This is a genomic window from Stenotrophomonas sp. PS02300 (assembly GCF_029959395.1).
GTDB lineage: Bacteria > Pseudomonadota > Gammaproteobacteria > Xanthomonadales > Xanthomonadaceae > Stenotrophomonas > Stenotrophomonas maltophilia_AD.
Map to the genome: position 1 here is coordinate 1 of NZ_JASCOP010000127.1, position 11,529 is coordinate 11,529.

General features: G+C 67.1%; 15 protein-coding genes. 6 read left to right on the forward strand and 9 right to left on the reverse strand.

Translation table 11 applies throughout. From position 1 onward, the window contains the following. Positions 1–104: 104 nt before the first annotated feature. Positions 105–353, reverse strand: coding sequence for a DUF3297 family protein (locus QMX79_RS17315; protein ID WP_214904994.1), 249 nt, complete (start codon positions 351–353; stop codon positions 105–107). A 102-nt stretch (positions 354–455) separates the two neighbouring features. On the opposite strand from QMX79_RS17315, the gene QMX79_RS17320 reads away from it, so the two are divergent. Continuing rightward, positions 456–998 (forward strand): hypothetical protein, encoded by a 543-nt coding sequence (locus tag QMX79_RS17320; RefSeq protein ID WP_282247845.1) that lies wholly within the window; start codon positions 456–458, stop codon positions 996–998. Positions 999–1,079: 81 nt separating this feature from the next. Here the strand turns inward: QMX79_RS17320 and QMX79_RS17325 are convergent, their stop codons facing one another. The 5 genes from QMX79_RS17325 to msrB all read right to left on the reverse strand — a co-directional run bounded on the left by QMX79_RS17325 (position 1,080) and on the right by msrB (position 4,426). Continuing rightward, positions 1,080–1,355, reverse strand: coding sequence for a DUF4031 domain-containing protein (locus QMX79_RS17325; RefSeq protein WP_282247846.1), 276 nt, complete (start codon positions 1,353–1,355; stop codon positions 1,080–1,082). 14 nt (positions 1,356–1,369) lie between these two features. Further along, on the reverse strand, positions 1,370–1,876 hold the full coding sequence (locus QMX79_RS17330; protein ID WP_282247847.1) for a hypothetical protein: 507 nt from the start codon (positions 1,874–1,876) through the stop codon (positions 1,370–1,372). An 80-nt stretch (positions 1,877–1,956) separates the two neighbouring features. Continuing rightward, the gene (motB, locus tag QMX79_RS17335) at positions 1,957–2,955 is read right to left on the reverse strand and encodes a flagellar motor protein MotB (RefSeq protein ID WP_282247848.1); all 999 of its coding nucleotides are present in this window, start codon (positions 2,953–2,955) and stop codon (positions 1,957–1,959) included. A 9-nt stretch (positions 2,956–2,964) separates the two neighbouring features. After that, on the reverse strand, positions 2,965–3,819 hold the full coding sequence (gene motA, locus QMX79_RS17340) for a flagellar motor stator protein MotA (protein ID WP_282247849.1): 855 nt from the start codon (positions 3,817–3,819) through the stop codon (positions 2,965–2,967). Positions 3,820–3,958: 139 nt separating this feature from the next. After that, positions 3,959–4,426, reverse strand: a complete 468-nt coding sequence (msrB, locus tag QMX79_RS17345; protein WP_282247850.1) for a peptide-methionine (R)-S-oxide reductase MsrB — start codon at positions 4,424–4,426, stop codon at positions 3,959–3,961. Between the two features lie 129 nt (positions 4,427–4,555). On the opposite strand from msrB, the gene QMX79_RS17350 reads away from it, so the two are divergent. After that, entirely contained in the window at positions 4,556–4,939 is a 384-nt protein-coding gene (locus tag QMX79_RS17350) for a classical arabinogalactan protein 4 (protein ID WP_282247857.1), read from the forward strand. A gap of 129 nt (positions 4,940–5,068) precedes the next feature. Here the strand turns inward: QMX79_RS17350 and QMX79_RS17355 are convergent, their stop codons facing one another. Both QMX79_RS17355 and QMX79_RS17360 read right to left on the reverse strand, forming a co-directional pair. Beyond that, positions 5,069–5,224 (reverse strand): hypothetical protein, encoded by a 156-nt coding sequence (locus tag QMX79_RS17355; RefSeq protein ID WP_282247851.1) that lies wholly within the window; start codon positions 5,222–5,224, stop codon positions 5,069–5,071. An 88-nt stretch (positions 5,225–5,312) separates the two neighbouring features. Next, positions 5,313–5,792, reverse strand: a complete 480-nt coding sequence (locus tag QMX79_RS17360; RefSeq protein ID WP_145481399.1) for an Lrp/AsnC ligand binding domain-containing protein — start codon at positions 5,790–5,792, stop codon at positions 5,313–5,315. A 148-nt stretch (positions 5,793–5,940) separates the two neighbouring features. Here QMX79_RS17360 and QMX79_RS17365 point away from each other — a divergent pair, with 148 nt between their 5' ends. Together QMX79_RS17365 and alr are read left to right on the forward strand one after the other, a co-directional pair. Continuing rightward, the gene (locus QMX79_RS17365) at positions 5,941–7,254 is read left to right on the forward strand and encodes a D-amino acid dehydrogenase (RefSeq protein WP_282247853.1); all 1,314 of its coding nucleotides are present in this window, start codon (positions 5,941–5,943) and stop codon (positions 7,252–7,254) included. Continuing rightward, on the forward strand, positions 7,233–8,312 hold the full coding sequence (gene alr / locus QMX79_RS17370) for an alanine racemase (protein WP_282247854.1): 1,080 nt from the start codon (positions 7,233–7,235) through the stop codon (positions 8,310–8,312). Before QMX79_RS17365 ends, alr begins: the two co-directional genes overlap by 22 nt. Here alr and QMX79_RS17375 read toward each other — a convergent pair. Beyond that, on the reverse strand, positions 8,296–8,817 hold the full coding sequence (locus tag QMX79_RS17375; protein WP_336618874.1) for a DUF3016 domain-containing protein: 522 nt from the start codon (positions 8,815–8,817) through the stop codon (positions 8,296–8,298). The genes alr and QMX79_RS17375 overlap by 17 nt on opposite strands. A 275-nt stretch (positions 8,818–9,092) precedes the next feature. Between QMX79_RS17375 and QMX79_RS17380 the strand changes: the two genes are divergently transcribed. Next, positions 9,093–11,078 (forward strand): ATP-binding protein, encoded by a 1,986-nt coding sequence (locus tag QMX79_RS17380; protein ID WP_282247858.1) that lies wholly within the window; start codon positions 9,093–9,095, stop codon positions 11,076–11,078. Between the two features lie 133 nt (positions 11,079–11,211). After that, entirely contained in the window at positions 11,212–11,502 is a 291-nt protein-coding gene (locus QMX79_RS17385) for a DUF3247 family protein (protein ID WP_282247856.1), read from the forward strand. Positions 11,503–11,529: the final 27 nt, after the last annotated feature.

An 11,529-nucleotide genomic window follows, 5' to 3' on the forward strand; every position in this document is an offset into this window, starting at 1 on the left:
CGCGCAAGCTGATCCGCAACCTGGACCTGCTGGAACCGCGGCAACGGGATTGACGGCGCGACCGTCAATCCCGGGGAGCAACCGGCCGTGGGCCGGTTGACCGGTTATTCCGGCTTCTGATCCAGGTAATACGCCACCACGGTGCCCTTGACCTTGATGGTCATCGGGTTGCCACGGCGGTCGCGGGCCTTGCCGGCCTGCACGCGGATCCAGCCTTCGCTGACCGAGTATTCCTCGACGTTGTCGCGCTCGACATCGTTGAAGCGGATGCCCACGCCGCGCTCCAGCGCCGCGGCATCGTGGAAGGGGCTGGCCGGGTTGATCGCCAGGTGGTCGGGAGGGGTATCGCTCATGGTCATTGGATGCTGACAGCCACCACGGCCATCTTCAGGCGCACAGGATAAACCGTATGGTGGCCGTGGCAGAATGCCTGCCTGTCTCCAGGAATACCGGCCATGCCCGACAACAGCGACTATTTCGACTTCGAAGAAGACGAACGCGATTTCGACGAAGACGATTTCGAGGCCCGGATCTGGAACCTGTTCGTGCTGATCAACCCGGGCGACGAGGAACTGGGCCTGCAGCAGTTCAACCGCTGGCGCGAGGCGCTGCTGGAGAACGGCGAGGAGATCGACGAGGAAGCCGACTGGCTGCCGCCGTTGATGACCGCCATTGCCTGGCAGTCCGGCTTCGAGGTGGAGCGTGAGGACACCGATGCGCTGGTGTCGGCGGTGAACGAGCTTTCCGCGCGCTGGAACCTGCAGCTGGACTGGGGTGGCGACCTGGATGACGAGGATTTCGCCGCCCACATTGACGCGCCGCGGCTGATGGGCACCGCCTACGACCGCCTGCGCGAGCACAACTACTCGCTGTGGAGCGTGGATACCGGCAACGGCGGCCTGGCTGGCTGGATGGCGCTGCAGCGCGACGATGACGCCATGCTGGCGCTGTGTTCGCTGCTGGGCGTGGAAGTGCGGCCGGGGTCCGATCCGTTCTGATTCACCCGACCAACGGTCGGGTGCTACCCGCGTAGTGCGACCGGGGGGCGTCACGCGTGTGTTGCGCCCGACGATGGGGTGTTACGGGGTGTACTGCGTTCTCGCGTTGGCGATGACGGCTTTCACCAGGTCCCGATCGGTGTGCCGGGAAATGGCGGTCGCGCCCAGTGCGATGGCCTGCAGGCGCAGGGGCGCGGGGACGTCGTAATGGGCGCCGCTGCGGCGGTTCTGGAAGGCCCGCCGGGGAATCCCGAGCTGCGCCGCCATGGCGTGCAGCTCGGGCAGGGTGTCGGCCATCAGATGCGCCCAGCGCTCGCCGCGCCAGGGGTGTACCGCATCGTCGATATAGACCGTCACCGGGTGGCCGTGGTTCAGGCCTGCGGCTTGTCGTCGCTGGCGGCCGGGGTGGCCTCGGCGTCGTCGGCAGCCGGTTCGGCGGCCGGGGCGTCTTCGGCGGCGGTGTCAGCGTCGTCGCCTTCTTCGCCTTCTTCGCCTTCCACGCCTTCGAACTCGGAGACCAGCTGGCTCAGGTATTCATCGGCGGTCTTGCCTTCATCGGCGGCCAGGTCGTCGATCAGCTGCTGCAGCTGGGTCGAGTATTCCAGGGTGACCTTGCGGCCTTCCTTCTCCTGGACATTGGAGAGGTGCTTGAGCATGGCCAGCATCGGCACCGGGTTGTCGGCGTTGCCCATGGTCTGGCCGCCAATGGCCAGCAGCCATTCGGTGCCCTGCAGGCCGATCGCGGCGACGACCTGGCCTTCTTCGTTGGTCAGCACGGCGTGGTTCTGGATCGGCTGCTGGGCGTTGAGGCGGTTGATCGGGCGCTTGGGCTGGAGCTTCTTGCGCTTGTCGCGCTTGGCCTTGGACTGCTTGGACATGGAATCGTCTGTCTGGAGGGGAAAGACCCCCATTGTAATCCGGTAGGTGACGACCGTTGGTCGTTCCCCCCGGAACCGCCTCAGGGCGAGGCGGAGGCCGGGGCCGCAGCCGGGGCCAGCACGGGCACCGGCACCGGCACCGTCGGCGCACCCTGGGTCGCCTGGATGTCGGCGTCATGGGCGGTCGGCGACAGCGCCACTTCCTGGCCCGAACCGGCCAGCGCGGCGGCTTCGGCGGCCTTGGTCATCACCACGATGCTGATGCGGCGGTTGATCGGGTTGTCCGGCTGGGTCTTGTCGAACAGCACCGACGAGGACAGGCCGACCACGCGGGTGACCTTGTCGTCGGCCATGCCGCCATCGAGCAGCGCACGCCGGGCGGCGTTGGCGCGGTCGGCGCTGAGCTCCCAGTTGCTGTAGCCGTGGGTGGCGTTGTACGCGGTGATGTCGGTGTGGCCGGTGATGCTGATCCGGTTCGGCACATGGTTGATGAACTGCGAGAGCTCGCGAAGGATGTCGCGGGTGTAGGTCTTCAGCGCCGCGCTGCCCATGTCGAACATCGGCCGGTTCTGCTTGTCCACGATCTGGATGCGCAGGCCTTCCGGGGTCAGGTCGAGCAGCAGCTGGTCCTTGAACGGTTCCAGCGCCTGGCTCTTGCTGATCGCTTCTTCCAGTTCCTGCTTGAGCACTTCCAGCTGCTTCTTCTCGCGCTCGCGCTCGTCTTCCTGCGGCACCGGGCGCTCGGCCTGCTGGTTCTGGAAGGGGTCGTTGCTGTTGCCGCGCGACACATCGGTGGCACCGCCCAGCTTGATCATCGAGGTGCTGGCGCCACCCGGGCCGGCCATGCCCGGGGCGGGCGTGGAGCTCTGCCCGCTGAGCGGGCTGGGGTTGCGGAAGTACTCGGAAATGGCGGCGCGCTCGGGCTTGGTGGTCGCCGCCATCAGCCACAGCACCAGGAAGAACGCCATCATGGCGGTCACGAAGTCGGCGTAGGCCACCTTCCATGCGCCGCCGTGATGGGCGGCGTGGCCGCCCTTCTTGACCCGGCGGACGATGACGGTAGGTTTGTTCTCGGCCATGGCGGTGCCTTACTTGACCGTTTTCAGGTGCGCTTCGAATGCGCTGAAGCCCGGGCGCACGTTCGACGGCAGGGTCTTGCGGGCGAATTCCAGCGCAATCTTCGGGTTGTAGCCGCGCAGGCAGGCCAGCAGGGCGGTCTTGACCGATTCATAGATGCGGCTGTCCTGCTCGGCGCGCGCTTCGACCGCAGCGGCCAGCGGGCTGACGAAGCCATAGGCCAGCAGGATGCCCAGGAACGTACCGACCAGCGCGCCGGCCACGTGCGCACCCACTTCCTCGATGGCGCCGCCGATCGAACCCATGGTGATCACGATGCCCAGTACGGCGGCCACGATGCCGAAGCCGGGCAGGCCGTCGGAGACCTTGTTGAGCGCCGCCGAAGGCTGCATCGCTTCGGCGTGGTGCTTTTCCAGCTCCATTTCCAGCAGCGGTTCCAGCTCGTGCGGTTCGATGTTGCTGCCGATCATCAGGCGCAGGCAGTCGGTCATGAAGTCCACCAGGTGGTGGTCGGCCTGCACCTTGGGGTAGTTGGCGAAGATGGCGCTGTCGGCCGGGCGCTCGACATGGTCTTCCAGCGCCATGAACCCTTCGCGGCGGGCCTTGTTGAGCAGTTCGTAGAGCAGGCTCAGGACATCGATGTAGTCCTGCTGCTTGTAGCGCGGGCCCTTGAACACGCTCACGGAGGCCTGCAGGGTCTGCTTGACGGTCTTGAGCGGGGTGCCGACCAGGAACGCGCCCAGCGCCGCGCCACCGATGATGACCAGCTCATAGGGCTGCCACAGCGCGCCGAGCTTGCCGTGCGCGCCGACATAGCCGCCGAGCACGCTGAGGATGACGATCAGGAAGCCAACAATGATGAGCATGGGGCGGGCGCGGCGGTGGGGATATCACCATGTCGGCCTGGCGCGCGCATTCTGAAGGGGGACGTTGGTTGGACGTCACACTTTTCCACACCCACCCCGGTAGGTGCCCACCGTTGGTGGGCACGCGTTTGGCGAGGACTCAACCCGCAGGCTGGGCCTCGACCCCACCGCGCTGCAGCGGATCCGGATACGGCTGGCCATTCGGGGTGAACGACAGCGAGACCGAATTCAGACAGTGCCGCTCGTAGGTCGGCGGCGGGCCATCCGGGAACACGTGACCGAGATGGCTGTCACAGCGGGCGCAAACGATTTCAGTTCGCACCATGCCATGACTGACATCACGGATTTCGCGCACATGGGCCGGGTCGAACGGGGCGAAGAAGCTCGGCCAGCCGGTGCCGGAGTCGAACTTGGTGCTGGAACGGAACAGCGGCAGGCCGCACAGGCGGCAGCCGTAGACGCCGTCCTGCATGTTGTCCAGGAACACGCCGCAGAACGGGGCTTCGGTACCGTGCTGGAGCAGGACGCGGCGCTCGTCCTGGCTGAGCCCGGCCACCAGGGCGTCGCGCTGGGCGTCGCTGGGCGGGGAGAGATCGAATGCGGTCATGGGCAGTCCTCGTGGGGATGGCAGGAAAATGGGGGCGGCAGCGGCCGGGGGCAAGCGCGGAGGGCATTCATGGTGCTGACACGCATGCTGGCGCAGGGTGAATGCATGTTCCGTCGTGAGTCCACCGCCATGAAACGCTACTTCCGGGGTGCCGTGTCGCTGGCCGTGCTGCTGCCGCTGGTCGCCGCGGCGCAGATGCCCGCGCCACGCAAACCCACCGATACCCGCCCGGTCACCCCCGTGGTACCCGCGCCGGCGCCGTTGCCCGCGCCGGTGAAAACCCCGGCGCAGACCACCCAGCAGCTGCGCACCCACCCGATCCAGAGCCAGGGGCCGGCCCAGGTGGTTCCGCCTGCACCGCCGGCCACCACCGCGCCACCGAAGGTGTATGACCGCCATGGCCGCATCGTGCCGGGCATGAAGCAGGCCGGCCCGAACCGCGTGCTGGATACGCGCACCGGCCGCTATTACGACGCGGTGCCCACCGGCGATGGCCAACGCATCAAACCCTGATGCATGAACGTTTCACAACCAATGCCCGCAGTCATCCGTGTCAACGCCGCAGCTCACTGCAATTTCGCCTGCGATTAACTGCATTCCGCCGACTCTGTACGTGCGCCGCAACAACGCGCATCCCCAAGCTCAGAAGGTGCAGTTATGGCTAATCAGCAAAAGGGCAATCCCGGCAAGATGCCGCAGGATCAGCAGGGCCAGCAGAACCAGAAACCCGGCCAGCAGAACCAGCAGCAATGGGATCAGCAGAACCAGAAAGGTGGCAAACAGCAGGACCAGCGCCACCAGGACCAGAAACAGCAGCGTTGATGCATCTGGTCGGCAGCTACACAGGCGGTGCGCGCAAGCGCGCCGCCTTTTGCGTTTGGCCGCCTCAGTCCGGAATGGGCAGGGTCAGCGTTTCCTTGACCTCTTCCATCACGATGTAGCTCTTGGATTCGCGCACGTGCGGCAGGGTCAGAAGCGTGCTGCCCAGCAGCTTGCGGTAGGACGCCATTTCGCTGATGCGCGCCTTGAGCAGGTAGTCGAAATCGCCCGATACCAGGTGGCATTCCAGCACGTTGGGCAGCTTCAGCGCCGCACGGCGGAACTCCTCGAAGATGTCGCCGGATTTGTAGGCCAGGCTGATTTCCACGAACACCAGCAGGCTGGCCTTGAGGTACTGCGGGTCCAGCCGCGCGTAGTAGCCGGTGATGGCGCCATCGCGTTCCAGTCGCCGCACCCGCTCGGTGCAGGGGGTGGTGGACAGGCCCACGCGCTCGCCCAGTTCGGTGAAGGAAATGCGGCCTTCGTCCTGCAGGATGCGCAGGATCTTGCGGTCGATCTTGTCCAGCTCGCGCGGTCGTGCGGCCATGGCGTCAGCTTCCCGGGGGTGTTGGCGCGACAATATCCTGCCTGAGGCGCCAAAAACAGCAAAATTGCTTGGTTTGGCCGGAATATACTTCCTCAATTATGGTCCCGGCACGCTCCAGTGCAGGGAATGATCGGGTTGGAGAGGTCTCATGCGCGTTCTAGTCCTTGGCAGTGGGGTAATCGGCACGACCAGTGCCTGGTACCTGCGGCAGGCCGGGTTTGAAGTCACGGTGGTGGACCGCCAGCCCGGCCCGGCGCTGGAAACCAGCTTTGCCAACGCCGGCCAGCTGTCGTTCGGCTACACCTCGCCGTGGGCCGCCCCGGGCGTGCCGCTGAAGGCGGTGAAGTGGCTGTTCTCCGAGCATGCACCGCTGGCGATCCGCCCGGGGCTGGACCTGAACCAGTACCGCTGGCTGGCGCAGATGCTGCGCAACTGCACGCACGAGCGCTACGCCATCAACAAGGCGCGCATGGTGCGCATGTCCGAATACAGCCGCGACTGCCTCAACGAGCTGCGCGCGCAGACCGGCATTGAATTCGAAGGCCGCGACCTGGGCACCACCCAGCTGTTCCGCACCCAGCAGCAGCTGGATGCATCGGCGCAGGACATCGAAGTGCTGGCCCAGTACGGCGTGCCGTATGAAGTGCTGGACCGCGCCGGCATCATCGCCCACGAGCCGGCGCTGGCCAGCGTGGCCGACAAGCTGGTGGGCGCGCTGTGGCTGCCGCGCGACCAGACCGGCGACTGCCAGCTGTTCACCCGCCGCCTGGCCCAGATGGCGATGGATGCCGGGGTGGAGTTCCGCTTCGACCAGGACATCGCCGGCCTGGAAACCGACGGCGACCGCATCACCGGCGTGCGCATCGACGGCAAGGTTGAAACCGCCGACCGCTACGTGGTCGCGCTGGGCAGCTATTCGCCGTCGCTGGTGGCGCCGCTGGGCATGCACCTGCCGGTGTACCCGCTGAAGGGCTACTCGCTGACCCTGCCGATCACCAACGCGGCGATGGCGCCGACCTCGACCATCCTGGACGAGAGCTACAAGGTGGCGGTGACCCGTTTCGACGACCGCATCCGCGTGGGCGGCATGGCCGAAGTGGGCGGGTTCGACCTGTCGCTGTCGCCGCGCCGCCGCGCCACCCTGGAAAAGGTGGTGGGCGACCTGTACCCGGACGGCGGCGACCTGTCGCGCGCCGAGTTCTGGACCGGACTGCGCCCGGCCACCCCGGATGGCACGCCGGTGATCGGCGCCACCCCGTACCGCAACCTGTTCCTCAACACCGGCCACGGCACGCTGGGCTGGACCATGGCCTGCGGCTCGGGCCGCTACCTGGCCGACCTGATGAGCGCGCGCCAGCCGCAGATCAGCACCGAAGGCCTGGATATCTTCCGTTATGGCGGCCACCACGCCGCGTCCGTCCAACACAGTGAACCGAAAGCATGCGCCCAGCCCGCGCGTTGATCGACCTGGATGCGTTGCGCTCCAACTTCCGCCTGGCCCGTGAACTGGGCGGCGGCCGCAAGACCCTGGCCGCGGTAAAAGCCGATGCCTACGGCCACGGTGCCGTGGCGTGCGCGCGCGCGCTGGACGGCGAAGCCGACGCGTTCGGCGTGGCCTGCATTGAAGAAGCGCTGGAACTGCGCGCGGCCGGCATCACCTCGCCGATCCTGCTGCTGGAAGGCTTCTTCGACGCCGACGAACTGCCGCTGATCGTGCAGCACAACCTGTGGTTCGCGGTGGCCGCGCCGTGGCAGGTGGACGCCGTGGAAGCGTTCCAGACCGACGCCTCCCTGCAGATCTGGTTGAAGCTGGACAGCGGCATGCACCGCCTGGGCCTGGCCCCGGCCGAATTCCGCGCCGCGCATGCGCGCCTGTCGGCGCTGCCGCAGGTGGCACCGATGGTGCTGATGAGCCACATGGCCCGAGCCGACGAACTGGACAGCCCGCGCACGCGCGAACAGGCCGATCTGTTTGCTGCCACCATCGACGGCCTGGCCGGCGAAACCAGCCTGTGCAATTCACCGGCGCTGCTGGGCTGGCCCGACGTGCGCAGCGACTGGGTGCGCCCGGGCCTGATGCTGTACGGGGCCAACCCGCTGCAGAAGCACAACGCCTTCACCGAGCGCCTGCGCCCGGTGATGACCATGCAGTCGAAGATCTTCGCCATCCGCGAGATCGCCGCCGGTGAACCGGTCGGCTATGGCGCCCGCTTCGTGGCCGAACGTCCCACCCGCGTGGGCGTGGTGGCGCTGGGCTATGCCGACGGCTACCCGCAGTTCGCGCCGAACGGCACCCCGGTGCAGATCGATGGCCAGCCCGGCCACCTGATCGGCCGGGTCTCGATGGACATGCTCACCGTGGACCTCACCGACCTGCCGCAGGCCGGGGTGGGCAGCACGGTCACGCTGTGGGGCGAGGCCCCACGCCTGGACGTGCTGGCCCCGCTGTGCAACGTGAGCGCCTACCAGCTGCCGTGCGCGGTGAAGCGCGTGGCGCGGGTGCTCAGCGGCCTTCAGTAGGCAGCAGCCGGCGCAGCCACTGGTCGATCATGTATTTCTCATAGCGCAGCGGATCGTTGTTGCTGCGCAGGCCGCCGTTGCTCAGGTAGCCCATGTCGGCCAGCTTTTCTTCGCCCTGCTGCAGCACGCCGCCGCTGGCGTCACGCAGGGTGAAGGTGAGGGTCATCCGCGGCGGATAGATGTCGCGCATGATCCGGATATCGTTGCCGCGCGGGCCGTTCTGCGGCTCGAAGTCGCCGGCGCGCTTGATGTCGGTGATCTGCACCTCCAGCGTCTGGCCTGGGGGCAGGCGCTTGACCGCGCTTTTGCGCAGCGAATCGGCCAACTGGTACACCCAGTTGCCGCTTTGGGCCTCGAAACGGTTGGAGCTGTTGCGGATCTCCGTGAACTGGGCCGGGTCGGTCCAGCTGACCTGCACGGGGCTGTCGCCGGTGAGTGCGCGCGGTGCATCCGGGGAGGTGACACTGCGCGGGCCGGCCGTCGCACAGCCGACAACAAGCAGCATCAGACAGCTGAGAGCACCAGCCAGCAAGGGTTTGCGGTTCATGGCGTTGCCTCGGTCGGGGTTGCGGAAAGAGGATGATCCGCAGTGTGATCCTGATCACGGGCCGGAACAATCGCCAACGACGATGCGCCGGTTCCGGAGTGGGGACGAATTCACTTACGTCAAATCAGCACCCCCTGCTTGACGCTACGAATACGCGGTCTGGAAGATGCTGTACCCCTCCGTTCCGCCAGTTGCCCCTCTTGACGCCCTTGCCCAGCCTGCCTGCCTCCACCCTGGAACGCGCCCCGTTTGCGGCCCCGGCCTCGGATCCTTCCCTGCATCGCGCGGTCCTGGAAGGCCTGAGCGCGGGTTTCTGCATCATCGAGGTCCTCATTGAGGATGGCGTCGGGGTCGATTACCGCTTCCTGGAGGTCAACGACGCCTTCGAGCGCAACACCGGCCTGCACCAGTCCTCCGGCCGGCTGATGAGCGAGCTGCAGCCCACCCACGAACCGGAGTGGTACCGGGTGTACGGCCAGATCGCACTGACCGGGCGTTCGCAGCAGTTCGAGCTGGAAGCGCGGGCGCTCGGCCGCTGGTACTCGGTCGAGGCGATGCGCGTAGGCGAACCGCACGAACACCGCGTGGCGGTGCTGTTCTTCGACATCACCAACCGCAAGCAGATTGAAGTGGAGCTGGCCGAGAGCGAGGCGCGTTTCAGCGCGCTGGCCGATGGCCTGCCCATGCCGGTGTGGGTGCTGGACGAGCGCGGCCATGCGCGCTTCGTCAACAGCGCGTTTACCGAATTCTTTGGCGGTGACGAACAACGCGTGCCCGATGATGTCTGGCGCGGGTTGGTGCACCCCGACGATGCCTCCGTATTCGATTACGAACTGCAGGCCGCGCTGAAGGCGCAGCGTTCCATGCAGGTGCTGGTGCGCGGGCTGCGCGCCGACGAACAGTGGCGCTGGCTGGAAATGAACGCCCAGCCGCGTTTCTCGCGGATGGGCCGCTTCATCGGCCTGGCCGGCAGCAGCAGCGATGTCACCGAACGCCGCGAAATCGAGATGGCGCGCGAAGAGCTGCTGCAGTCCGAGCGCGCCGCACGCAACGCCGCTGAAAGCATGGCGCGGCTGAAGGACGAATTCCTGGCCACGCTGTCGCACGAGCTGCGCACGCCACTGACCACCATCCTGGGCTGGAGCGAGCTGCTGCTGCAGCGCGTGGACAGCACCAGCCCGCTGTTCAAGGGCCTGGGCGTGATCGCCAACAGTGCCATGGCGCAGAAGCGGCTGATCTCGGACATGCTGGACCTGAGCAGCATGCTGCTGGGCAAGGTGCAGCTGGAAGTGGAAGTGCTGGACCTGCGCGCCCAGCTCACCGAGGCCATGCGTGCCCAGGAGCTGGTGGCCGAAGGCAAGGCGCTGGATACCCGGCTGGTCATGCCCGACGAACCGGCGCTGGTGCTGGGCGATGCCACGCGCCTGCAGCAGGTGCTGTGGAACCTGCTCAGCAACGCCATCAAATTCACCCCCGCCGCCGGTTCGGTCACGGTCACCCTTGCCACCGACGGTGACCACTGGACAGTGACCGTGGCCGATTCGGGCGACGGCATCGCGCCGGAGTTCCTGCGCCATCTGTTCAGCCGCTTCCGCCAGGCCGACGGCACCACCACGCGCCGCCACGGCGGGCTGGGCCTGGGCCTGGCGATCGTGCAGCAGCTGGTCGAGCTGCACGGCGGCACGGTCACCGCCAACAGCGAAGGGCAGGGCCAGGGCGCGGAATTCACCGTGCAGCTGCCGCGCTACCAGCCGCAGGCCGATGGCCGCCCGCTGCGCGAAGTGTTCAGTGGCCCGATCCGGGAACAGCTGATCGAGCCGTACCCGCTCAAGGGCCTGCGCCTGCTGGCGGTGGAAGACCAGCCCGAAGTGCTGGAATACCTGCGCCGGCTGCTGGAAGAGCAGGGCGCGCAGGTGACCGCCGCGGCGTCGGCCGGGGAAGCGCTGGCGCTGCTGGATGCCGGCGGGCATGAAGCGGTGGATGTGCTGCTCACCGATATCGGCATGCCGGGCATGGATGGCTATGGCCTGGTCAGCACGCTGCGCCAGGACTTCGGGCTGGATGCCAACGCCCTGCCGATCGTGGCGGTGACCGCGCTGGCCCGTGCCGACGACCGCAAGCGCGCGCTGGCGTCCGGCTTCCAGGAGCACGTGGCCAAGCCGTATTCCGTCGCCCAGCTGGTCACAGCGGTACGCAGCGTCCTCGCCGCACGGAATTGACGGTTGCCACGCAGGGCGTCAATGCGGCGGGCGGTATCTGTTTTGCCACGCAGGGCGTGGCACTACGCGCCGTCTGCCGTAGAGCCACGCCCTGCGTGGCTGACGTAGCGCATCAACGTTCCAGGAGACCCACATGTCACGTATCGCCCCCCGAATCCACACGAATCCGGCCGACATCGCCGCGCTCGAGGCGTTGCTGCCCCAGCTCAAAGGCCAGACCCAGGTCGAAGTCACCTTGAAAGACGGACGCCGCCTGCTCGGCACCGTGGCGGTGCAGCCCACCGTGCAGCAGTACCGCGACGCGGAAGAGAACGAAGGCAGCAACGGCCAGTTGCGCCTGGACGATCTGGACAGCCCGGCGCAGCAGCATGTGCTGTGGCTGGATGAGATCAGCGCGATCCGCGAACTGCCCCCGGTGGAATGACCCTCCGGGCCGTGCCGGGCCCTGCCC

What these genes read in the sequence shown, in the direction of transcription:
- QMX79_RS17330 (WP_282247847.1), bottom strand. Translation starts at nt 1,876, where the DNA reads ATGTCCAAGCAGTCCAAGGCCAAGCGCGACAAGCGCAAGAAGCTCCAG.
- QMX79_RS17385 (WP_282247856.1), top strand. Translation starts at nt 11,212, where the DNA reads ATGTCACGTATCGCCCCCCGAATCCACACGAATCCGGCCGACATCGCC.
- QMX79_RS17350 (WP_282247857.1), top strand. Translation starts at nt 4,556, where the DNA reads ATGAAACGCTACTTCCGGGGTGCCGTGTCGCTGGCCGTGCTGCTGCCG.
- alr (WP_282247854.1), top strand. Translation starts at nt 7,233, where the DNA reads ATGCGCCCAGCCCGCGCGTTGATCGACCTGGATGCGTTGCGCTCCAAC.
- QMX79_RS17375 (WP_336618874.1), bottom strand. Translation starts at nt 8,817, where the DNA reads ATGCTGCTTGTTGTCGGCTGTGCGACGGCCGGCCCGCGCAGTGTCACC.
- QMX79_RS17360 (WP_145481399.1), bottom strand. Translation starts at nt 5,792, where the DNA reads ATGGCCGCACGACCGCGCGAGCTGGACAAGATCGACCGCAAGATCCTG.
- QMX79_RS17320 (WP_282247845.1), top strand. Translation starts at nt 456, where the DNA reads ATGCCCGACAACAGCGACTATTTCGACTTCGAAGAAGACGAACGCGAT.
- QMX79_RS17365 (WP_282247853.1), top strand. Translation starts at nt 5,941, where the DNA reads ATGCGCGTTCTAGTCCTTGGCAGTGGGGTAATCGGCACGACCAGTGCC.
- motA (WP_282247849.1), bottom strand. Translation starts at nt 3,819, where the DNA reads ATGCTCATCATTGTTGGCTTCCTGATCGTCATCCTCAGCGTGCTCGGC.
- motB (WP_282247848.1), bottom strand. Translation starts at nt 2,955, where the DNA reads ATGGCCGAGAACAAACCTACCGTCATCGTCCGCCGGGTCAAGAAGGGC.
- msrB (WP_282247850.1), bottom strand. Translation starts at nt 4,426, where the DNA reads ATGACCGCATTCGATCTCTCCCCGCCCAGCGACGCCCAGCGCGACGCC.
- QMX79_RS17315 (WP_214904994.1), bottom strand. Translation starts at nt 353, where the DNA reads ATGAGCGATACCCCTCCCGACCACCTGGCGATCAACCCGGCCAGCCCC.